At 71.7% G+C, this 20,670-nt stretch carries 19 protein-coding genes; 9 read left to right on the top strand and 10 right to left on the bottom strand.

The features are described from left to right. Both NAG42_RS14920 and NAG42_RS14915 read left to right on the top strand, forming a co-directional pair. A complete protein-coding gene (locus NAG42_RS14920; protein ID WP_250030828.1) occupies positions 1-1,002 on the top strand; it encodes a proline racemase family protein in 1,002 nt (333 codons plus the stop codon). Between the two features lie 11 nt (positions 1,003-1,013). After that, complete coding sequence (locus NAG42_RS14915; protein WP_250030827.1) at positions 1,014-2,603, top strand: aldehyde dehydrogenase (NADP(+)); 1,590 nt, start codon at positions 1,014-1,016, stop codon at positions 2,601-2,603. 59 nt (positions 2,604-2,662) lie between these two features. Here NAG42_RS14915 and NAG42_RS14910 read toward each other — a convergent pair whose 3' ends face one another. Next, positions 2,663-2,896: a hypothetical protein gene (locus NAG42_RS14910; protein WP_250030826.1), complete on the bottom strand. Its 234-nt coding sequence runs from the start codon at positions 2,894-2,896 to the stop codon at positions 2,663-2,665. 131 nt (positions 2,897-3,027) lie between these two features. Between NAG42_RS14910 and NAG42_RS14905 the strand changes: the two genes are divergently transcribed. Continuing rightward, positions 3,028-3,468: a VOC family protein gene (locus tag NAG42_RS14905; RefSeq protein ID WP_250030825.1), complete on the top strand. Its 441-nt coding sequence runs from the start codon at positions 3,028-3,030 to the stop codon at positions 3,466-3,468. Positions 3,469-3,523: 55 nt separating this feature from the next. Here NAG42_RS14905 and NAG42_RS14900 read toward each other — a convergent pair whose 3' ends face one another. Both NAG42_RS14900 and NAG42_RS14895 read right to left on the bottom strand, forming a co-directional pair. Then, positions 3,524-5,188 carry a hydantoinase B/oxoprolinase family protein gene (locus tag NAG42_RS14900; protein ID WP_250030824.1) on the bottom strand — a complete coding sequence of 555 codons (1,665 nt, stop codon included), beginning with the start codon at positions 5,186-5,188 and terminating at the stop codon, positions 3,524-3,526. Further along, positions 5,185-7,230, bottom strand: coding sequence for a hydantoinase/oxoprolinase family protein (locus NAG42_RS14895; RefSeq protein ID WP_250030823.1), 2,046 nt, complete (start codon positions 7,228-7,230; stop codon positions 5,185-5,187). Before NAG42_RS14895 ends, NAG42_RS14900 begins: the two co-directional genes overlap by 4 nt. Positions 7,231-7,404: 174 nt before the next feature. Between NAG42_RS14895 and NAG42_RS14890 the strand changes: the two genes are divergently transcribed. Next, on the top strand, positions 7,405-8,778 hold the full coding sequence (locus NAG42_RS14890) for a M17 family metallopeptidase (RefSeq protein WP_250030822.1): 1,374 nt from the start codon (positions 7,405-7,407) through the stop codon (positions 8,776-8,778). A 135-nt stretch (positions 8,779-8,913) separates the two neighbouring features. Continuing rightward, positions 8,914-9,408 (top strand): hypothetical protein, encoded by a 495-nt coding sequence (locus tag NAG42_RS14885; protein ID WP_250030821.1) that lies wholly within the window; start codon positions 8,914-8,916, stop codon positions 9,406-9,408. A 160-nt stretch (positions 9,409-9,568) separates the two neighbouring features. Here NAG42_RS14885 and NAG42_RS14880 read toward each other — a convergent pair whose 3' ends face one another. After that, positions 9,569-9,712: a hypothetical protein gene (locus NAG42_RS14880; RefSeq protein WP_250030820.1), complete on the bottom strand. Its 144-nt coding sequence runs from the start codon at positions 9,710-9,712 to the stop codon at positions 9,569-9,571. Between the two features lie 213 nt (positions 9,713-9,925). On the opposite strand from NAG42_RS14880, the gene NAG42_RS14875 reads away from it, so the two are divergent. Continuing rightward, positions 9,926-10,810, top strand: a complete 885-nt coding sequence (locus NAG42_RS14875; protein ID WP_250030819.1) for a hypothetical protein — start codon at positions 9,926-9,928, stop codon at positions 10,808-10,810. A gap of 82 nt (positions 10,811-10,892) precedes the next feature. Next, positions 10,893-11,771, top strand: a complete 879-nt coding sequence (locus NAG42_RS14870; protein WP_250030818.1) for a hypothetical protein — start codon at positions 10,893-10,895, stop codon at positions 11,769-11,771. On the opposite strand, the gene NAG42_RS14865 is transcribed toward NAG42_RS14870, so the two are convergent. The 3 genes from NAG42_RS14865 to NAG42_RS14855 all read right to left on the bottom strand — a co-directional run bounded on the left by NAG42_RS14865 (position 11,768) and on the right by NAG42_RS14855 (position 15,062). Continuing rightward, entirely contained in the window at positions 11,768-12,565 is a 798-nt protein-coding gene (locus tag NAG42_RS14865) for an SAM-dependent methyltransferase (RefSeq protein ID WP_250030817.1), read from the bottom strand. The two genes, NAG42_RS14870 and NAG42_RS14865, sit on opposite strands and share 4 nt — an antisense overlap. A 61-nt stretch (positions 12,566-12,626) precedes the next feature. Beyond that, positions 12,627-13,814, bottom strand: a complete 1,188-nt coding sequence (locus NAG42_RS14860) for an amidohydrolase (RefSeq protein WP_250030816.1) — start codon at positions 13,812-13,814, stop codon at positions 12,627-12,629. A 75-nt stretch (positions 13,815-13,889) separates the two neighbouring features. Next, entirely contained in the window at positions 13,890-15,062 is a 1,173-nt protein-coding gene (locus tag NAG42_RS14855; protein WP_250030815.1) for a hypothetical protein, read from the bottom strand. 242 nt (positions 15,063-15,304) lie between these two features. Between NAG42_RS14855 and NAG42_RS14850 the strand changes: the two genes are divergently transcribed. After that, positions 15,305-15,967 carry a lytic polysaccharide monooxygenase auxiliary activity family 9 protein gene (locus NAG42_RS14850; protein ID WP_250030814.1) on the top strand — a complete coding sequence of 221 codons (663 nt, stop codon included), beginning with the start codon at positions 15,305-15,307 and terminating at the stop codon, positions 15,965-15,967. A 64-nt stretch (positions 15,968-16,031) separates the two neighbouring features. Beyond that, positions 16,032-16,577: a hypothetical protein gene (locus NAG42_RS14845; protein WP_250030813.1), complete on the top strand. Its 546-nt coding sequence runs from the start codon at positions 16,032-16,034 to the stop codon at positions 16,575-16,577. 6 nt (positions 16,578-16,583) lie between these two features. Here the strand turns inward: NAG42_RS14845 and NAG42_RS14840 are convergent, their stop codons facing one another. From NAG42_RS14840 to NAG42_RS14830, 3 genes are all read right to left on the bottom strand, one after another. Continuing rightward, positions 16,584-18,107 (bottom strand): PucR family transcriptional regulator, encoded by a 1,524-nt coding sequence (locus NAG42_RS14840; protein ID WP_250030812.1) that lies wholly within the window; start codon positions 18,105-18,107, stop codon positions 16,584-16,586. A 151-nt stretch (positions 18,108-18,258) separates the two neighbouring features. After that, positions 18,259-19,368, bottom strand: a complete 1,110-nt coding sequence (locus NAG42_RS14835; protein ID WP_250030811.1) for a DUF917 domain-containing protein — start codon at positions 19,366-19,368, stop codon at positions 18,259-18,261. After that, the gene (locus NAG42_RS14830; RefSeq protein WP_250030810.1) at positions 19,365-20,663 is read right to left on the bottom strand and encodes a hydantoinase/oxoprolinase N-terminal domain-containing protein; all 1,299 of its coding nucleotides are present in this window, start codon (positions 20,661-20,663) and stop codon (positions 19,365-19,367) included. The genes NAG42_RS14835 and NAG42_RS14830 overlap by 4 nt, the downstream gene beginning before the upstream one ends. Positions 20,664-20,670 lie beyond the last annotated feature (7 nt).

The raw sequence follows: 20,670 nt of genomic DNA, 5'->3' as shown, positions 1-20,670 counted from the left end.
GTGCGCGCCTCGCGGATGTTCACCGCCGTCGACTCGCACACCGAGGGCATGCCGACCCGGGTGGTCACCGCCGGCCTGGGCACCATCCCCGGGGCGACCATGAACGAGCGGCGCCTGTATTTCATCGAGCACCTGGATGACGTACGGAAGCTCCTGATGAACGAGCCGCGCGGGCACGCGGCCATGAGCGGCGCGATCCTGCAACCGCCCACCCGGCCCGATGCCGATTTCGGTGTCGTCTACATCGAGGTGTCGGGCTGTCTGCCGATGTGCGGGCACGGCACCATCGGGGTCGCCACCGTGCTGGTCGAAACGGGCATGGTGGCGGTCACCGAGCCGGTCACCACCATCCGGCTCGACACCCCGGCCGGTCTGGTGGTGGCGACGGTCCGGGTGCGCGATGGGCACGCCGACTCGGTCACGCTGGAGAACGTGCCCGCCTACTGCGAACGGCTGGACGCGACGATCGAGGTGCCCGGGCTGGGCCGCGTGCCCTACAGCCTGGCCTTCGGCGGCAACTTCTACGCCATGGTCGACCTCGACGCGGTCGGGTTGCCCTTCGACCGTACGAGGCAACGCGACATCCTCGACGCGGGGCTGGCCATCATGGACGCGATCAACACCCAGGATCCGCCGAAGCATCCGCTCATCGACGGCGTCGACCACTGCCACCACGTCGAGTTCATCGCGCCCGGCTCCGACGCCCGGCTGTCCCGGCACGCGATGGCCATCCATCCGGGCTGGTTCGACCGCTCGCCGTGCGGCACCGGCACGTCGGCCCGGATGGCCGAGCTCTGGGCCCGCGGCGAGCTGGCGGTCGGCGACGACTTCGTCAACGAGTCGTTCATCGGCAGCCGGTTCACCGGCCGGCTCATCGAGGAGACGACCGTGGCCGGTCGCCCGGCTGTCGTCCCCACCATCACCGGGCGGGCCTGGGTGACCGGAATCGGGCAGTATCTGCTTGACCCGTCCGACCCGTATCCGACCGGCTTCGCCTTCTGAGGGGCTACCCCATGACTTCCGCTTCCGAGAACACCGCCACCGGCTCCGGCGCTCCGGCGACCTCGTCGGGCGCTTCCGGCACCACCTCGGCCGACCCGGTCGCCGCCGCCCACCGGGCCGACCCGATCGCCGCCGCCCACCAGGCGGACCCCATCGCCGCCGCCCACCAGGCCGCTCCGGTGCTGGCCGCGATGCCGCCCCGCCGCCGGGCCGAGGCCCTGGTGGCCGCGGCCGACGCGCTCCTCGCGGCCGCCGACGAGCTGGTGCCGATCGGCCAGGAGGAGACCGGGCTGGCCGAGCCGCGCCTGCGCGGCGAGATCAAACGGACGGCGGTGCAACTCAAGCTGTTCGCCGACGTCGCGGCGAGCGGTGAGTTCCTTGATGTACGCCTGGACGCGGCCGACCCCGAGTTCGTGCTCGGCCCGCGGCCCGACCTGCGCCGCTATCTGGTGCCACTGGGTCCGGTGCTGAACTTCGCGGCCAGCAACTTCCCGTTCGCGTTCTCGGTGGCCGGCGGCGACACCGCCTCGGCGCTGGCGGCGGGTTGTCCCGTGGTGGTCAAGGCGCATCCGGGCCACCCGCGGCTGTCCGACCGCACGGCCGCCGTCGTCAGCGCGGCCCTCGTCGAGGCCGGGCTGCCCGCCGGAACGCTCGGTGTGATCCACGGCCAGGAGGAGGGGGTGGCCGCGCTGCGCGACGAGCGCATCGCCGCCGCCAGCTTCACCGGTTCGGTGGCGGGCGGCCAGGCCCTGGCCGCGATCGCCGCCGCGCGCCCCCACCCGATCCCGTTCTACGGCGAGCTGGGCAGCCTCAACCCGGTCGTCGTCACCGCCGACGCCCTGGCCGAGCGGGGTTCCGCCATCGCCGAGGGCTTCGCGGCCAGCGTCTCCGGCTCGGCCGGACAACTCTGCACCAAGCCCGGCCTGCTGTTCGTCCCCGAGGAGTTCGCCTCCTCGGCGGCGTCCGCCTTCGCGGCCGTGGCGCCGCATCCCCTGCTGCACCCCGGCATCGTCGACGGCTACACCCGCCGCCGCACGGAGATCCTCAACACGCCGGATGTGACCGTGACGGTCGAGGGTGCCGTCACCGACCAGGGCGTGACCCCCACGCTGGTCGAGACCGACCTGGCCACCCTGCTCAAACACCGCGACACGTTGCTGGAGGAGGCGTTCGGCCCGTTGTCGGTGGTCGTCCGCTACACCCCGGGCGAGCCGCTGGGCGCCGCCCTGGCCGAGCTGGTCGGTGGCTCGCTGACGGCCGGTGTCCACGTCGGCGCGGCCGAGGACTCACCCTGGCTGCACGAGCTGGTCACGGCTCTGCAGGCGTTGTCCGGCCGGGTCCTGTTCAACGGCTGGCCCACCGGCGTGGCCGTGACCCCCGCGATGCAGCACGGCGGCCCGTTCCCGGCCACCACCAACCCGACCACCACGTCGGTCGGCACCGCGGCGATCGACCGTTTCCTGCGCCCGGTCGTCTATCAGGACAGCCCGCAGTCGCTGCTGCCCGAGCCGCTGCGCGACGACAACCCCTGGAATGTCCCGCAACACCGTTCCCCGGCCGGCGAGTCGTCCACCTGGGGTTCACTCGCCGCCGAGCGTTGATCGATCCCCGCGCGGCCGACGCCGGTGGCCGGCCCGGGCCATCGTCGTCGGCCGGTGCTTCATTCGTCCCAGATGACGCCGAACGCGCCGAGCAGACCCATCACCACCAGCGCGGCACCCACCACGACGGCCAGCACCCGGGAGAAGATGGCCTGGAAGGCGGCCTCACGGGGACCCACGTCACGACCGAACACCTCGCGGCTGGACCGGGCCGACGACTGGGCGAACTGCTTGTTGGCAACGATGACGGCCACGCCGGCCAGCGCCGGCAGGACGTAGAGAATGCGCTCCATAGTGGCCCTTCACGGTGCGGGGCCGGCAATTGTAAGCACCGGAGGCGGCGCGGAGCATGTCGAGATCGGCCGGGTGGTCTCGTCTCAGGGTGGGCGGCCACCGCGGTCGCCCGGCAGCAGGGAGGTTCGGCATGGCGATCAAGCGGATGGACAACGTCCTCATCGTGGTCGAGGACCTGGACGCGGTCATCGCGTTCTTCATCGAGATCGGGCTGGAGCTGGAGGGCCGGGGGCCGGTCGAGGGCCGGTGGGTGGAGAGCGTCATCGGCATCGAGAACGTCCGGCAGGACGTCGCCATGCTGCGGATCCCGGGCCACCCGGGCGGTATCGAGCTGGCCCGGTTCCACCAGCCCGAGGCCATCCGCCCGGAACCCCGCGACGCCCCGGCGAACACGCTGGGCATCCGGCGCGTCATGTTCGCCGTGGACGACGTCGAGGACGTGATCGCCCGCCTCCGCGCCCACGGTGCCGAGCTCGTCGGCGAGCTGGTGGACTTCGAGAACGTCTACCGGCTCTGCTACGTGCGCGGCCCCGAGGGCATCGTCGTCGGCCTCGCGCAGGAGATCGGCTGAGCTGCGCGCCGGGCCCGGGGCGGACAGCCCCGGGCCCGGATCGCGCTGCTTGCCGTCAGGCGCCGATGCCGTATCGGTTGCGGGCCGTGTCGGCGGTGATGTTGCGGTCGAGGACGTCGGCGCGGACGTCGTCGGCGGCTCGTTCGGTGGGGTCGCCGTAGCCGCCACCGCCGCCGGTCGCGCAGCGCACCACGTCGCCCTTCTTCAGCGACATGCCGTTGATTTTCAGGATGCGGCGCTCGTCGGGCCGGCCCGGGTTGATGACCACCTCGGGGCCGACCGCGTCCTCGCCGCCGAACAGGCCCCAGGCCGGCTGCCGGGAGCGCTCGAACCACAGCGACACGGTCAGGTCGGTCTGCGCCTCGTATTCGCGGATCACGCCGTTGCCACCACGCCACCGGCCGGAGCCGCCCGAGTCGGGCCGGATCCGGTATTCGTTGATCCGCCACGGGTAGCGGGTCTCGTGAACCTCGATCGGGATGTCCTTGAGCGAGCCGTTCACGTTGTTGATCAGCGCGCTCTCACCGTCCGAGCCGTTCCACCCACCCCAGCCGCCGACAGTGGCCTCCAGGCTGACGAACTCGCGCCGTACCCGCGGGTCGACCCCGGCGGTCAGGATGATCATCGAGTCGCCGTGGCTGGCCCCGGCCACCTGGTCGGGCATGGCCGGGGCGAGAGCCCGGGCCACCATGTCGATCAGCAGGCCGAGGTGCGAGAAATACCACTGACAGGCCGCCGGTGAGCGGGCGCCGAGCACCGAGCCCTCGCGCACCTGGGTGGTCATCGACCGGAACGATCCGCCGTTGCCGGGCAGGTCCGGGCTGACCAGCAGCTTGTAGCCGACCCGGAGCGCCGAGACGGCCTGCGAGACGCCGCAGTTGACCGGGCCCACCGTCTGGTCGGCCGACTCGGTCACGTCGAAGTCGATCTCCTCGCCGGACACCGTGATCCGCAGCCGGATCGGGATCGGGGTGTCCAGGTCGACGCCGTCGTTGTCGAGCACGCCCTCGGCGCTGTAGACGCCGTCCGGGATCTTGGCGATGACCGCCCGTTCGAGCACTTCGGTCTGGTGGAAGATCTCGTCCCGGGCCGCCTCGAGGGTGCCCAGGCCGAACCGCCGTACGATCTCCTGAAGCCGCCTCTCCCCCATCTGGATGCAGGCCATCATCGCGTGCATGTCGCCCGTGGTCGGATAGGGGAAGCGGACGTTGGTGGCGATCGTGTCGGTGACCGAGCGCTCCTCCACCCCGCCCGAGACGAGCTTCTGCGGCCCGAGGCGCAGCCCCTCCTGAAAGATGTTGACCGAGTCCATCGAGCCGCCCGGATCCTTCGAGCCGACGTCGATCCAGTGCGCCCGCGAGGCGGTGAAGCCGACCAGCGTCTCGTCGACGAAGACCGGGCCGAAGATGGTCACGTCGTTGAGGTGCGTGCCGCCGAGGTAGCTGTCGTTGAGGATCCACACGTCCCCCGGCTGCCACACCTCACGGCCGAAGCGCTGCTCGGTGGCCAGCGTGCAGGTCTCCAGGTTGCCCAGGAAGATCGGCAGGCCGGCCGACTGGCCCAGCACCTGGTGGTCGGCGTCGAGCAGGGCCACCACGCAGTCGCCGCACTCGTAGATGATCGGTGTGTAGGCCGACCGGATCAGGGTGGCGTTCATGTCGTCCGCGGCCGCGTTGAGCGCGTTACGGATGATCTCGACGGTAACCGGGTCGATCGTCACTGGTCTTCCTTCCGAGAGATGATCAGCGAGCCGATGTCGTCCACGCTCACCGCGTAGCCGGGCGGCACGACCGTGGTCGCGGTGTCCTCGACCACCACCGCGGGGCCGTCGAAAGTGTGTCCGACCAGCAGATCGTCGCGACGGGCGACGATGGTGTCACGGCCCGCGCCGTCAAAGACCACGGTCCGGGTCTCGTACGGGAAACTCGCCCCCGACGCGGCCGGCCACTTCTGCGGCTCCGGGCGGCCCAGCTCGCCGAAGGCCGCGGTGCGCAGCGCGACGAACTCGATCGGCGCGCCCAGGTTGGCGTGCCCGTAGCGGCTCTTGTGCAGGTCGGCGAAGCGCTGCGCCACGTCGGCCAGGAAGTGCTCGCTCAACGGCTCGTCGGCACTGGTGAGCGGCACGGTCAGCGTGTACTCCTGTGCCGCGTACCGGATGTCGACCGCGTGCGAGGCGTGCCGCGCGTCCCCGGCGACCCCTTCGGAGCCCAGCCCGTCCAGCCCGTCGCGCTCCAGCCGGGCCAGGGTGGCCGCCATGCCGGCCGGGTCGAGATCCTGATCCAGGTAGAAATACGGCTCGGTGTAGTCCTGCCGGATCTGGGTCTGCAGCATGCCCCAGGCCGAGAACGCACCCGGGAAGCGCGGCACCACCGTCTCGGCGATGCCCAGCTCGCGGGCCAGGAACACGGCGTGCATCGGGCCGGCCCCACCGAAGGCGACCAGTGCCGAGTCGCGCGGTTCGATGCCCCGGGAGACCGTGATGGTGCGGATGGCCTGAGCCATCTTGGAGTTCGCCACGTCGCAGATGCCCTCGGCCATCGCCGTGGTGGTCATCCCGAAGACCTCGGCCAGGCCGTCGACCGCCTGTGAGGCCAGCGTGGGGTCCAGCGTCATCTGGCCGCCCGCGAAGCCGTCCGGGTCGATCCGGCCGAGCACGAGGTTGGCGTCGGTGACGGTCGGCTCGGTGCCGCCGCGGCCGTAGCAGGCCGGACCGGGCCGGGCGCCGGCGCTGCGCGGCCCGACCCGCAGGCCACCGGCCTCGGCCCAGGCCACCGAGCCGCCGCCCGCGCCGACGGTGTGGATGTTGACCACGCTCATCAGCATCGGCAGGCCTTCGAGCTGAGCCTCGGCCGAGACGTCGGGCTCGCCGTCGACGATCAGCGAGACGTCGAACGAGGTGCCACCCATGTCGATGCCGATCAGGTGCGGCCGGCCGGTCTGCCGGGACAGCTCGGCGCCGGCGATCGCGCCGCCGACCGGGCCCGACAGCAGCGTCTGCAGCGGGCGGCGGCGGGCCGACTCGGCGGTCAGGATGCCGCCGGACGACTGCATGACGTGCAACGGGACGTGCAGGCCGCGGTTTTCGAGGCGGCCCTCCAGGTCGAGCAGGTAGTTGCGGACGATCGGGCCGGTGTAGGCCTCGACGACGGCCGACGAGGTGCGCTCGTACTCGCGCCACTCCTTGGCCGCCTCGTGCGACACCGACACGGTCACGTCGTCGCCCAGCTCCTCGTGCAGGATCTCGCGGGCCCGCAGCTCGTGGGCCGGGTTCTTGTAGCTGAACAGGAACGCCACCGCGATCGCGCCGTGGCCACCGTCGCGGGCCGTGCGCGCGGCGGCCCGCACGGCGTCCTCGTCGAGCGGGGTGAGCTCGGAGCCGTCGGCGGCGATCCGGCCGCCGATGCCGAGCACGTCGCGCCGCGGCACCAGCGGCGTCGGCTTGCGGTAGTGCAGGTCGTAGAGCCGGGTCCGCGGTCCGCGGGCGATGTGGTACGTGTCCTCGAGCCCTGCCGTGCCGAGCAGCAGCACGGGCACGCCCCGCCGCTCCAGGAAGGCGTTCAGGCCCTGGGTGGTGCCGTGCACGAGGAAGTCGATGCCGGCCGGCTCGTCGACCACCGCGTCCAGCCCGGCCAGCACGCCCTCACTGAGATTGCCGGGCGTGGTCGATGCTTTGGTCGCCGCGAACGCTCCGCTCTGCTGGTCGTAGGTCACGACATCGGTGAACGTGCCACCGATGTCCATCGCGACTCGATAGCGCCCCATCTGGTCTCCCTCGCGGATGTCGCCGGGTCAGGTCCCAGCAAGTTAGGGGTCGGCAGTGGCGGGCAGGTGTGCGCCGGGCATAGCCGTCGCGGGGCGGCGCGTGCGGCGCGCACGATCGTCGCCGGTCGCGACCCGCGAGGATGCGCCGACGCCGACAACCCACCGGGAGAGCCCATGACCAGGACCGACAAGCCGTCCCGGCGTGATCGGGAAGCCGAGATCCAGGCGGCCGCCGACGCGGTGGTGACCGGCGTCGGACCGGTGACCGTCGATGTCGGGACAGCGGATCGGCGCATCGCTTTCGTGGCTTTTGCGCCCGAGCGCCCGTGGGCCCCGGTCGACGGGGACACGCTGTTCGTGGAGGTGGGTGAAGCACCGACCGTGGAAACCGCCCGCCGGGCCGCGATCGGCGCCGGGGCCCGCCTCCGTGGCGGTGCGGTGGCCGTGTCGGCGCCGGCCGAGCTGGCCGGGGCGGTGGTCGACGGCCTCGTCACGGGCACCCCGGACGGCGTACGGGTGACCCTCCTCGTCGACGAGCCGCTGCTGCCGGCCGCGCTGCGCGGGCAACTGGCCGCCGACGTCGCCCGGCTGGCGCGGTTGCTGGTCAGCGCGCCGGCCAACATCCTGACGCCGTCGGCCGCGGCCGGGTGGGCCCGGCGCATCGCCGAGAGTGCCGGCCTGACCTGCACCGTCCTCGGACCGGAGGAGGTGCGCGCGCAGGGATTCGGCGGGCTGGCCGCGATCGGCGGGGGCTCGCCCGACGGGCCCTACCTGGTGACGCTGGACCACCTGCCCGAGGCCGGGGCGCCCGAAGTCGCGCTGGTCGGCAAGGGCATCACGTTCGACAGTGGCGGCCTGTCGCTGAAGTCGCCGGCCGCCATGCAGAACATGCGCCTGGACGTGGCCGGGGCGGTCACCGTGCTCGCGGTGATGGCCGGGTTGCGGCGGGCGGGCTGCGCTCTTCCGGTACGCGCGGTGCTGCCGTTCGCCGAGAACCTGCCCGGCCCGGGCGCCGCGCGGCCCGGCGACGTCGTCACCGCCTGGAACGGCACCGAAATCCAGATCCTGGACACCGATTTCGAGGGCCGGGTGATCCTGGCCGACGCGCTCGCGCTGGCCGCCGACGCCGGTCCGGGCCTGCTGGTCGACCTGGCCACTCTCACCTACCAGGCCGAGGTAGCGCTGGGCCCGTCGATCGCCGCGGTGCTGGGCCGCGACGACGAGGCGGTGGCCCGGTTGCTGGCGGCCGGCGCCCGCGCGGGTGAGCCGTTGTGGCGCCTGCCGTACGACGAGCGCTACCTCGACCAGGTGCGAACCCCTTCCGGCGTACGGAATCATCCGCTGCACGACTCGGGCCGGGCCATCACGGCCGCGCTGTTCCTGGGCGAGTTCGTGCCCCGCGCGGTCCCCTGGGTGCACTGCGACATGACCGGCCCGGCGTGGGAGGGCAACGCCTCGGTCGATGGCGCCACCGGTTTCTGCGCCCGCACGCTGCTGGAGCTCCTGACGCCGTACGCCCAAAAGCCGTTTTCGATGCATCCGGCATGATGCCCGCCCGATTTCACCCTTTTGAGTTCTTCACAGCTAAATACTAGGTTTGTGTGTACCTGCGTGGTCTTATTCCTTTCGACAAAGTTTTGTCAAGAGAAGGTAGACATGAACCGAATTACTCGAATGCTTACGATGACCGGTCTCGGCGTGTTCGCCGCGGTGTCGGTCGGCGCCGCCCCGGCCATGGCGACCACGGGCGGCTCGCAGAGCCCGGCCGGTGCCGCGAAGCCGGCCGGCACGGTCAAGCCGGCCGCTCCCTCTCGGAGCCGTGTCGTCGACGTCTACCGCAGCCGCATCAGCTGCGAGTTCGCCGGCCGGCTGGGTGAGCGGCGCGGCGACTGGGACGACTACGACTGCGACCGCACCCGTGGCGGCTACGTCCTGCGGGTCAGCTTCGACACCTGGGGCCACTGGGACAGCTGGGACGGCCCCAACTGGCGTGGCCCGTGGGGCATCCACGGCAACCGCGGCTTCCGGGACAACGACTTCTTCCGGGGTCACCGCGGCGGCCGGGATCACGGTGGCCGCGACCACCGCGACTGGCGCCCGCGCGGCAACCGGGTCGGCGCCATTCCCGCGCGGCCCGGCACCACCATCCCGCTGCCCGGGACCCAGTCGCCTTCCTGACAGCGACATTCGCACCACTGAGACGAGCCGCACCCCGCTGGGGGTGCGGCTCGCCGCTTTTCCGGGTCCACGTTCGGGCGACCCCCTCCCCCGCCGCCCGCCGGCCCACCGTCGCGCCCGACGCGTCGCGCCCGGCCCGCGACCAGGTCCGACAATGCGATCATCGGCGGCAGATCACTAAGGCAAAGACGCCGCTCACTCTTCTTTCATCAAGGTGAATATTCATTTCATTCGTGACCATGAAACGGTCGATGCGGCACCCGGCAAGGTCGAATCCGGTCCATTCGTCGAGCAATTCACTCACGGACTCCGTCAACGGAACGCATTGACGCCGGCCCAGACGCCAGGCAAGACTCCTGCTCAGCGGACCGGAATTCGCCGACGATCGATATCGGTTGTCGAGTAACGCTCAGCGCGCGGGCAGTTGCACGGCAGCAAGGTAAGGTCGCCGGCCGGATATCGAGGCTCGCTCCGCACGATCTCCCTTCCGTGCACCCTCCAATGAGGAGTCGATGAAATGATCCGGAAAATTGGCACCGCACTGGCCATCGCGGCCGGCGCCATTGCCGCCGTCGGTGTTGCCGCACCGGCCTCCGCCAGTCAGGGCGACAAAATCATCGATGCCGGCGAAGTCGTGGTCTGGAAGGACGCGAACTTCGTCGGGCAGTTCTACGACTTCGGGACCACCGCGCCCTCGTACCCGAACTTCACCGTTCCCAGCTTCACGAACTGCCCCAACCTCGCCGGCTGGTTCGTCAACCCGGACGAGACCACCCGCGAGCCCGAGCCGACCGCGGCCGGCCTCAAGTTCACCGGCCCGGACCTGATCCACCGCACCATCAGCGGCGTCACCACGGACAACATCACTCCGGGAACCTTCGCTGCCTCCCCGGCACCGGACCAGCCCTCGTTCTTCTCGGTCGAGGTGGACGGCGGCACCCCCAATACGTACGGAACGCTCCGCTGGAACACCACCACCAACAAGTGGAACATGGTGGCCAACGGCGGCACGTTCTATGAGGACGCCAGCGCCACCGCTGTGGTCACCGCGGCCGGCAAGAGCAAGACGGTCGTCCGGTTCGGCGTCGGCTACACCCAGAACCCGCCCGGAACCGTGGCCACCACCGTCAGCTCGGTCACCTTCCAGGGCACGACGTACCCGCTGACCTGCAACCAGACGTTCGGCACGGCACCGGGGACCGTAACGGCCATCGACAACAACACCAGCAGCATCATCAACTACTCCACCAGCTACGTGCGGGCGTACGCCAACGCCAACTACTCGGGGGCCTACCTCCAGTTGCTGCCCTACGGGCAGACGAGCGGTTCCCTGAGCTACGCGTACTCCAGCCTCGGCAGCCTCAACGAGTCGCTGAGCTCGCACCGGGTCGCCGGGCCGTAAGCCCAGGCGCGGACACCACCCGATAAGTGCGGTCCGGTCTGCCCCCGCGGACCGGACCGCACCTGGCCGAGGAGCCGTTGCCATGATCAGCTCGAAGCGTGTTCTCATTCCTCTCGGTCTCGCCGCCACCGTCGCGACCATCGGCGCCTGCACCACCGCGCCGGCCGTGGCGCAATCGGGAGAACCGTCGACAAGCACCATTCCCACCGTGCGTTCCGGCGCCGATATCGTGTTACCGCTCGACGCTTATCTGCTGACCGATGAACAGCAGAAAAAGCTGGACACGGCGGTCACCGCAATCGGCCGGGATTGTCTGAGACGATTCGGCCTGGCCTGGCCCGAGAATCGGCCGGCGGCCCTGGACGGGACGCCCCGGAATGCCCGTCGCTATGCGGTCGTCGAGCCGGCGAAAGCGAAGACCATCGGCTACCACCCGCCCGCAACGGCGCCGCGACCGGTCGCACAGGAAAAGCCGTCCGCGGAGGCGATGAATGTCTGGGCGGGCCGGGGCGAGCAGACTTTCCGCGGACAGCCGGTTCCGGCCGGCGGCTGTGCCGGGGAAGCCGTCCGGCAACTCACCCGGGGCGCACCCGAGGCCGACCCCGGCATCGCCGAGAGGCTCCAGCTCGAGACGTACAAGCAGACGAAGGCCGACAGCCGGGTCGTCCGGGTGTTCGCCGAGTGGAGCAGATGCATGCGGGCCAAGGGCTACAGCTATCCCGACCCGTACGCCGCGGCGGGCGATCAGCGCTGGCAGACCGCGCGGGCCGATCCGGCCGAGATCACCGTGGCCACCGCCGACGTGGCCTGCAAAGCCGAGACCAACCTGGCCGGCGTGATGCTGGCCGTCGAGACCGCCTACCAGAATCGGGTGGCGGCGCAGCAGGCGGACAAGCTGGCCGCGATCAAGGCGTACTTCGAGACGGAGCTGGCGAACGCCGACCGGCTGGCCCGCCGTTAGGGCTTGCGGCCGATGCCCCCGTAGGAGTCCTGGTGGGCCGGCTCGCCCGAGCCCGGCTCGGGGCGCCAGCGCGAGACGGTGACCACGCCGGGCTCGACCAGCTCGAGTCCGGCGAAGAAGCGGGCGATGCGCTCGGGACTGCGCAGGTAATAGTTGTGGCCGCCGTCGCTCGAGACCTTCTGCCCCTCGACGATCAGCGCGCTGGTGTCGGTGCCGTCGTAGAAGGCCAGATAGCTGCCCGACGGCAGCAGGTCGACCAGCCGGCGGACGATGGCCAGCGCCTCGTCGTCGTCCTCGACGTGACCCAGGATGCCCATCAGCATCAGCGCGATCGGCTGGTCGAAGTCGAGCGTGCGGGCGGCCTCCCGCCGGATCGTCGCGGCGTCGTCCAGGTCGGCGTCGACGTAGTCGGTGACCCCCTCGGGCCCGCTGCTGAGCAGGACGCGGGCGTGCACCAGGACGAGCGGGTCGTTGTCGACGTAGACGATCCGCGACTCCGGCGCGATCCGCTGGGCCACCTCGTGCGTGTTGTCGGCGGTGGGCAGCCCGGTGCCGATGTCGAGGAACTGCCGGATGCCCGCCTCACCGGCCAGGTAGCCGACCACCCGGACCAGAAAGGCGCGACAGGCTTGAGCGTTCTCGACGATGGCCGGGAAGACCTCGCGGACCTTGTCACCGACCTCACGGTCGACGGCGTAGTTGTCCTTGCCGCCCAGCCAGTAGTTCCAGACGCGGGCGCTGTGCGGCACGGTGGTGTCGAGCTTGGCGCCGGGATCCGGCGTGAGGCTGGTCATGAAGGGTGCCCTCCCGATCGACGAAGCGACCAGGATAGTCCACTGTGGGCGTTTCGTGGGGTCAGCGGAGCCAGGCGCGGGCGGCGGCGACCAGCGCGGCCACACCGGCGCGGATCGTCGGATCCGGGATCGGGTGGTAATGCGGCGAGTGGTTGGACGGGATGGTGCCGGCCACCTCGATCAGCTGCTCCGCGGTGGTGGCTCCGGCGTACAAAGAAGGGTCGGCCCCGCCCATCAGCCAGTAGGTGATCGGGGCACCCGTGGCGGTGGCCAGCACCTGCACGTCCTCGCTGCTGGGCAACGGGCCGGGGTCGAAGACCGGGCCCACCGACTCGAGGGCCGGCCGGGTCCGCTCGGCCGCGTCCACGTCGTTGGTCAGCGTCGGCGTCGACTCCTCGATGACAACTGTCGGGTCGCAAGGCGCACCGGCCGCCGCGGCCTCGGCGTGCACGATGCGCCTGATCGCGGCCAGCACCCGGTCGCGGACCTTCGAGTCGTACGTGCGCACGTTGAGCAGCAGCGTCGCGGCGTCCGGGATGATGTTGTGCTTGGTGCCGGCGTGCACCGCGCCGACGGTGACCACGGCCGTCTCGGTGGTCGAGATCTCGCGCGCGACGATGGTCTGCAGCCGCAGTACGGTAGCGGCCGCGATGACCACGGGGTCGACGGTGGTCTCGGGCCGCGAGCCGTGACCACCCCGGCCGTGGATGGTGACCCGCAACGAGTCGGAGGCGGCCCACATCGGCCCCGGAGTCAGCCCGATGCTGCCCGCCGGAAGCGGCGCGACGTGCTGGCCGAGCACGATGTCGGCCCGGGGCACCCGCTCGGCCAGACCGTCGTCGACCATCGCCTGAGCCCCTTTGGCGAGCTCCTCGGCCGGCTGGAAGATCGCCACCACCGTGCCCTGCCAGTCATCGGCCGCGGCAAGCTCGGCCGCGGCGCCCATCAGGCACGTGACGTGCATGTCGTGCCCGCAGGCGTGCGACACCCCGTCGACAACGCTGGCGTAGGGCAGCCCGGTCTGCTCGGTGACGGGCAGCGCGTCCATGTCGGCCCGCAGCCACACCGTCGGCCCGCTCCCCCGCCGCAGCACCCCGGCCACCCCGGTGCCGCCGAGGCCCTCGATCACCTCGTACGCGTTCTCCCGCAGCCGGCCCGCCGCGACACCCGCCGTCCGCCGCTCCTGAAAGGACAGCTCCGGGTGCCGATGCAGATCCTCGTAGACCTCACGAAGTCGCGTCGAGTCCATGCCTGGACGCTACGCCCACTCTGTCAGTCGTCGTGCCCGCCAGTGTCCAGGTAAGCGGTCACCGCGAAGCTTTCCTCAGGGCGTCGTCCCGCCTCCGGCTCGGTTCTCCGGCTGATTCGCGCCGCCTCGGTCGTTCGCCCGGGTGTCGGCCGGACCGCTGCTCGTCGTCGCACGAAAGAGCGGGTCATCGTCAGGATCCCAGCGCCGGGGCAGATCATTAAGAAACGCAACAAAGCCTTGGGCTGCCACCAGAGGAACGAAGACACGCGCCATCGCTCGCATCACTCGCCAGGGAGTCCAGACAGCCGGCGGCGCGGGGTTCCAGGTGGGCCGTTGCCTCGCCGGCGACCAAGGCCGGCGCGATGGCGAGGTCCGCGGGCCGAACACAGATCCATCCCGGGCCGTGGCAATCATTTCCTCGAAGACCTTTCGGGTCACCTGCCCGAGACGAGAGGTGGACCGGACCGGTGGGCCGACATAAACGCTGTACGCGGCGTGCAACTGCAGCAGCCGATGCAACCGGTGAGCGAGCGGTCCGTAGAAAGCACGCCGGTACTGCTCCTCACGAGCCGTCACGACGATGAAGTACAGCATGCTGAAACCGGCCAGCAGCACCGCCACTTTGATCATGGTCACCGAGATCAGCAGCGGCGGCCGGCCGACGTATTGATCGGCGTCCCCGGTACCGATCCACGCCTTGCCGGTCACCGGCGGCACGAGAACCAGGCCCAGCAGGAACAGCATGATGAAGATCCCGATCCCGAGCCACAACGCCTGGGCGAGCTGGCGACCGGTCACCGCCAGCGCCAAGTTCGCGCGCTGCATCTCGGTCAACTCCGGCACTCGGCGATCCTTCTCGAGCACCTCGGCACCGGATGCCGCACGGGCCGGCCAGGGGATGGCGGCGGTATCACTCTCGTGTTCCCGCGTCAGCGTCTCGGACAGCTCTCTTGTCCGGGCGATGCCGGTCATGAATGCGACGACCGCGAACACCGACATCGTCAGGGCGAGCCGGCCGGGTCCGACGCCCCAGGCGACCTGCCAGACGTCCGGGTTGAGGAGGCCGCGCAAGCCGAGCACTGCCACACTGCCCAGTATCGCGATCATCGCGGCGACCTGCAGAAAGGGCATGGTTCTCGACAACACGGACCGGCCCGGCCGGGCGTCACGGACGAGTGCGGGAAGACCCTCGTTGCGAAAGATCCGTTCGATGCGGCGGTGATCGAACGACGGACCCGAGGCAGTCACCGGTCGTACCTCTCCAGAGCGGTGATGGACACGGGTGCATTGGATATCGCCCTCTCCCAAGATCGCCATCACCCGGGCGGGCGCGCCACGCCGGCGGGAGTTCGAAGCTGATGCGGCGGGCCGGACTCGCTCCTACCGGCCCGCCCCCTTTACATAGATCAGGGTTGATATCTGGACACAACAGTGCGATCCTGCCTGGGAGCGCTCCCATCCCCCGATTGCCGAAGAATGGAGGAGGAACCGTGCGTCCACACGATTCCAGTCAGTCCCGGCAGAAACGCTCAGCTCAGGTTCTGGTCGTTCTGCTCGCTCTGGTGGTGGGCTTGCTGCCCGCAGCCGGTGCGGCTCAGGCCCACGGCACCGTCGTCGGGCCGGCCAGTCGCGCCTACCAGTGCTGGCAGGCCTGGGGCAGTCAGCACATGAACCCGGCCATGCAGACCCAGGACCCGATGTGCTGGCAGGCGTTCCAGGCCAACCCCGACACCATGTGGAACTGGATGAGCGCCCTGCGCGACGGCCTCGGCGGCCAGTTCCAGGCTCGTACCCCCGACGGGCAGCTCTGCAGCAACGGGCTCACCCGCAACGACAGCCTGAACCAGCCCGGCGCCTGGCGGCAGACCAACCTCGGCCGCAATTTCACCGTGCAGATGTACGACCAGGCCAGTCACGGCGCCGACTACTTCCGGGTCTACGTCAGCAAGCAGGGGTTCAACCCGGCCACTCAGCGCCTCGGCTGGGGCAACCTCGACTTCATCCAGCAGACCGGCCGCTACGCCCCGGCGCAGAACATCTCGTTCAACGTCTCGACGTCCGGCTACACCGGACACCACATCCTGTTCGTCATCTGGCAGGCCTCGCACCAGGACCAGGCCTACATGTGGTGCAGTGACGTCAACTTCACCTGATCAGGCACCGGTGCGGGGCGTCACCCGACGTCCCGCGCCGGGCCACCGGCGAGGAGAAGTGCTCATGAAGCTGGGAAAGGGCCGCTACGCGGGGGTGGCGGCGATCCTGCTGGCGACCGTGGCCGGCGCGTACGGCCTGGCCGCCGGGCAGGACGAGCCGGCCGACGTCCAGGGCCAGATCGTGACCCTGATGCGCGACACGCTCGAACAGTCGGACCCGGGACAGCACAACCACGCCGGCCACGCCGCCGCTCAGCCGTCGGCCGCCCCTCCGGCGGTGATCTGCGGGGTCCGGGTCTACGGCTACGAGCCGGCCCAGGTCAAAACCCTTTCCGAGGTACGGACGGTCTACGGTTTCCACCTCTGCGGCGTGGCCGAGCCGAACCGCCCGTGGGACGTGGCGGTCAAACTGGCCGGCCCGGTGATCGTGGACGTCTCCACCACCCCGCCCGGCATCCAGGTCGTCGAGGCCACCGCCGACACCAAGTTCGTGGACCGGCTCCGCGAGATGTTCCCCCCGGCGTACGCCGGCCTGGCCGCCAAGGAAGCCCTGTCCGAACCCGAGATGACCGACCTGCGCCGCCGCTACGACAGCGCCGCCGGCCTGTGACCACAGCTATGCCGGCTGGGCGTGCTCCGTGCCGGTCTCGCTCCACAGTGAAGTGAGGGCATAGCAGAGGACATGCAGGGCCAGGCGCTGGCCGGGCTCCTCGTAGGTCAGGCCGAGCTGCCGGGCCCGCGCCAGCCGGGCCAGCACGGTGTTGCGGTGGACGCCGAGCCGCTGCGACGCCTGGCTCAGGGAGCCGCCCGAGTCGAGCACCGCGAGCACGGTCTGGACCAGTGCGGCCCGGTCCTTCGCGGCCATCAGGTCCTCCAGGCACAGGTCGGCCACCTGGGCGATCTCGGTGGTCGGCAGCCAGGCCAGCGCGGCGTTCGCGCCCACCTGGTCGAACCACTGCACCGCACCGGGACCGCCCTCGCGGGCCACGTGGGCGGCCAGGCGGGCCTCGGCCACCGAGCGCATCAGGCCCCCGACGCCGGGATGGGCCCGGCCGATGCCGATGGCCAGCCGGTGGGCCACCGCCGAGTCGCGGAAGCCGGCCAGCGCCCGGCGCAGCGCGGTCACGTCGTCCGGGTCGGTGCCGCTGTGCCAGGAGATCCAGCCGTCGCCCTCGGCCACCAGCGGCCAGGTCGAGTGGCCGCGCTGCCACGAGGCCCGGATCAGATAGGTGATCTCGGCCGGGGGTTCGCCGGACGGGCGCAGCGGGGCCAGCCACACCGCGCGGTTGGCCTCGCCGACCTGCCAGCCCAGCTCGCTCGTCCAGGCCGGGACCTCGATCTCGGCCGCTTCGCCGGACGACGCCTGCGGGAGCCGGCGCAGCAGCCCGAACGCGGCCTGCTCGTGCGCGGCCCGGGTCGCTGTGTCGAGCCGGCTCTGGGCCCACGCCGCCTGCAGGGACGGGCGGGCCAGCCGCAGCAGGGACTCCACCTGGTCGACCGCCGCCGGGCCGGGCAGTGGCACCGCGGCGATCAGCCGGGCCGCCGACCGCTCCCCCGGCGCGTGCACCTCGACCTCGAGCTGGCGCACCTGCGGCCGGTCGGTCAGCGCCGCGCTCTGCCCGGCCACCACCACGCCCCCCACCACGAGGGCGACCGGCACGTGCTGGAGCTCGCGGTTGAGCACCCCGAGCACGCCGCGGATGCCGGTCTGCTCGGCCAGTTGCTCGGCCAGCCGGGCCTGCCGCAGGGCGCGGGCCGCGGCGGGCGCGCTGACCTGACCGGCGAGCTGCAGCGCGATGTCGATCGGGTCGTCGTCGATGACGATCAGCGACATGTGCAGGCGCTCGGCCAGCGCGACACTGGCGCCGCCGGCCACCGTCCGCGAGACGACCACCGCCGACAGGTTGCGCTCCCAGGCCAGGTGCAGTGCAGCGGCCAGCGACCAGCCGCCGGTGGCCGCCTCGTCGTGCAGCACCACCAGGACGTGCGGCGTGCAGCGGCGCAGCCGGTCGAACGTCTCGGCCAGCACCACCTGCTCGACCTTGCGCGACGGGTCGGCCAGGTGCGACTCGGCCCCGGCCAGCGGCTGAATGCGGGCCAGCTCGCCCAGCGTGATCGAAAGAGTCGACGTACGCCTCATCGGCGCCCCACCTCAGCCAGGCGGCCCGGCCCAGCCAGGCGACCCCGGTCAGCCAGGCGGCGCGGGTCAGCCAGGCGGCGCGGGTCAGCCAGGCGGCGCGGGTCAGCCAGGCGGCGCGGGTCAGCCAGGCGGCGCGGCTCGGTCGCGGGAGTCATCGGCGCCTCGGGTGGGCCAGGGGGATGCCGTGCGAGGCCATGCCGACCATCTCCATGCCCCGCGGTGAATACCAGACCGCGTCGGCCGGGGTGACCAGCACGTCGACCAGGTCGCCCGGCTCCAGGCTGTCCAGCGTGGCCAGCACGCCCCGGGACACGTCGAGCAGGCCGATCAGGTCGGGGGCGCCGGCGATCAGCGCGCCGTCGGCGAAGACGGCCACGATCTCGCTGCGCAGCTCGATGCGCAACTGCCGGCCGAGCCCGCCGGTCTCCTCGACGACCAGGCTCGACGGGTGGGCCGGGATGGTGACGTCGCTGGGCCGGCTCAGGTGCTCGAGCTCGGCGATGCGGCCGCGGGCCAGCCGGCGGCAACCGGTGATCGTGCCGAGCCGGGTGACCAGCACGTCGGGGTCGGTACGGTCGAGCAGCAGCCGCCCCACGTTGGCGATCCGCGACACCGTGCCGGGCAGCGCGGCCCGGCGCAGGACGCCGGCCGTGGTCGGGTACGCCGCCAGGGCCGCCCAGCCGCCCACGGTGTCCACGTTCGCCCGCAGCATCCGGTCGGCCCGCGGTCCGGCCGGCACCTCGACCAGCACGCTCTCGCCGGTCGGCCCGACCGCGGCCAGCGGCGTCGGCGACACCCCGGACAGGTGCATCGCGGTGTGGTGGATCAGCGCGAACGTCCGGCCCATCCCGTCCGCGTCGAGCAGCGGCACCCGCAGCTGGGCCGCGGTCACCACCGCGACCAGCGCGCTGATCGTCGCCGCGGCCAGCGGATAGACGGCGCCGAACTCGACCCGCTGGAGCCGCTCGATCTGGCGTACGGCCATCTCGAACTCGTCCCCGGCCGGTGGCAGGTCGGCCATCGCCGAGCCGGAGCCGAGCACGCAGACCGACACGCAGGGCGTCTCGGGCGCGACCGCCTCGACCCGCAGCAGCGGCACCGGGCCGTTGCGGTCGAGCAGCCCGGCCAGCCAGGACGTGATCGACGAGCGGTTGGCGTCGCCGACCGCCGGCGAATAGAACTTGGCCCCCTCGTACAGCGCGGGCACGTCCTCGGCGGTGATCGACGCGCTGGCCCCGATGTAGCCGGCCGGCCCGCTCATCGGCCGGCCAGCGAGGTGTCGGGCGAGCCCGCCACCCGCACCCTGATCCGGATTGTGCCCGACGGGCTGTAGGGCACCGCCACCGTGGAGATCTCGGCGACATGCGTGGTGCCCGGGGCGGCACCGTTGGCCATCACCATCGCGGTGGCTCGTTCCTCGGCGTCGCGCCGCACCCGGTCGAGCTCGTCGGCCGACTCGATGAACGCCACCTCGTCGAGCCACGAGGCGGGCTGGCTGATCGCCGCGCCGACGCAGGCCAGCACGTGCGGCTCGGCATCCGGCTTGATCGTCGGTACGTCGGCTCCGCGGCCCGGGACGTCGTCCGGCGTCGTGGCCGGGACAGCGGTCAGCACGGCCATCGGCACCACCAGCTCGGTGCCGATCCCCGCGGGTTCGTCCGGGCGCACCACGGCCAGGCCGTGCCGCACCTCGCCGGCCACCGGGTGGCCGTCGCGCGACAGCAGCACCCGGCAGTTGTCGAGCCCGGCCAGGTGCGCGGCGCCGCACAGTTCGAGGGCCTCGGTGGCGCCGAGCGCCACGACCGGGGTGACCCGGATGCGCGAGGGCGTGCTGTAGCCGCCGTCGCCCCGGGCGACCCGCAACTCCAGCGACCCGGGCAGGCGGGCCAGCGTACGTTCGCAGCGGTCCAGCACCCGCTCGGTGAGCGCGGTCAGCGCGCTGTCGATCACCACCGTGGCCTCCCGGGCGACCAGCCCCTGGCCGCCGTAGTCGCTGGCCACCGAGATGCGGGCCCCGGGCACGGCGGCCAGGATCGCGTCGGCCACCTCCCGCTCGTGCGCGGGCCGGGCCTGGGAGCCGGCCGCCACGATGGCCACGTGGCGGATGCCGGTGGCCGCCAGCTCCGTACCGAGCCGGGCCAGCCCGTCCCGGTCGAGCGGGCACAGCTCGTTGCCGAGCAGGTCGTGCCCGCCGGCCACGGTCCAGCGGCGGCCGATCCGGCGTTCGACCAGCTCGGCCGGTGACCGGGCCAGCGCCGGGTCGGTGGCCGCGCGCGGCACGATCCGGACGACGGCCACCGGCGGCACCTCGGCCTCGGGCCGCAGCAACGTGTCGAACAGCAGCGGCGCCAGGTCGACGGTGACCGCGCCGGCCCCGCCGGGGGCGGCGCGCAACGCCACCCCGACCGCGGCGGCGATGACGCCCTCCAGATCGGTGCGGGCCGGAGCGACCGGCTCGACCGGCAGGACGGTCGCCCCGAGCACCACCGCGGCGTGCGCCCGGTGCGGCCGCAACGTCACCCCGATGTGCGCGACATCATCGCCCTGAGCAGGCATTTGATCA

This window comes from Paractinoplanes maris (assembly GCF_023544465.1).
Taxonomy (GTDB): Bacteria; Actinomycetota; Actinomycetes; order Mycobacteriales; family Micromonosporaceae; genus Actinoplanes; species Actinoplanes maris.
The sequence above is the reverse complement of the archived record's forward strand: the minus strand, read 5'-3'. Positions and strand labels throughout refer to the sequence as shown.

Coding starts and splice junctions, on each gene's coding strand:
- NAG42_RS14915 (WP_250030827.1), top strand. CDS start 1,014: ATGACTTCCGCTTCCGAGAACACCGCCACCGGCTCCGGCGCTCCGGCG.
- NAG42_RS14910 (WP_250030826.1), bottom strand. CDS start 2,896: ATGGAGCGCATTCTCTACGTCCTGCCGGCGCTGGCCGGCGTGGCCGTC.
- NAG42_RS14905 (WP_250030825.1), top strand. CDS start 3,028: ATGGCGATCAAGCGGATGGACAACGTCCTCATCGTGGTCGAGGACCTG.
- NAG42_RS14895 (WP_250030823.1), bottom strand. CDS start 7,230: ATGGGGCGCTATCGAGTCGCGATGGACATCGGTGGCACGTTCACCGAT.
- NAG42_RS14890 (WP_250030822.1), top strand. CDS start 7,405: ATGACCAGGACCGACAAGCCGTCCCGGCGTGATCGGGAAGCCGAGATC.
- NAG42_RS14885 (WP_250030821.1), top strand. CDS start 8,914: ATGACCGGTCTCGGCGTGTTCGCCGCGGTGTCGGTCGGCGCCGCCCCG.
- NAG42_RS14875 (WP_250030819.1), top strand. CDS start 9,926: ATGATCCGGAAAATTGGCACCGCACTGGCCATCGCGGCCGGCGCCATT.
- NAG42_RS14870 (WP_250030818.1), top strand. CDS start 10,893: ATGATCAGCTCGAAGCGTGTTCTCATTCCTCTCGGTCTCGCCGCCACC.
- NAG42_RS14865 (WP_250030817.1), bottom strand. CDS start 12,565: ATGACCAGCCTCACGCCGGATCCCGGCGCCAAGCTCGACACCACCGTG.
- NAG42_RS14860 (WP_250030816.1), bottom strand. CDS start 13,814: ATGGACTCGACGCGACTTCGTGAGGTCTACGAGGATCTGCATCGGCAC.
- NAG42_RS14845 (WP_250030813.1), top strand. CDS start 16,032: ATGAAGCTGGGAAAGGGCCGCTACGCGGGGGTGGCGGCGATCCTGCTG.
- NAG42_RS14840 (WP_250030812.1), bottom strand. CDS start 18,107: ATGAGGCGTACGTCGACTCTTTCGATCACGCTGGGCGAGCTGGCCCGC.
- NAG42_RS14835 (WP_250030811.1), bottom strand. CDS start 19,368: ATGAGCGGGCCGGCCGGCTACATCGGGGCCAGCGCGTCGATCACCGCC.
- NAG42_RS14830 (WP_250030810.1), bottom strand. CDS start 20,663: ATGCCTGCTCAGGGCGATGATGTCGCGCACATCGGGGTGACGTTGCGG.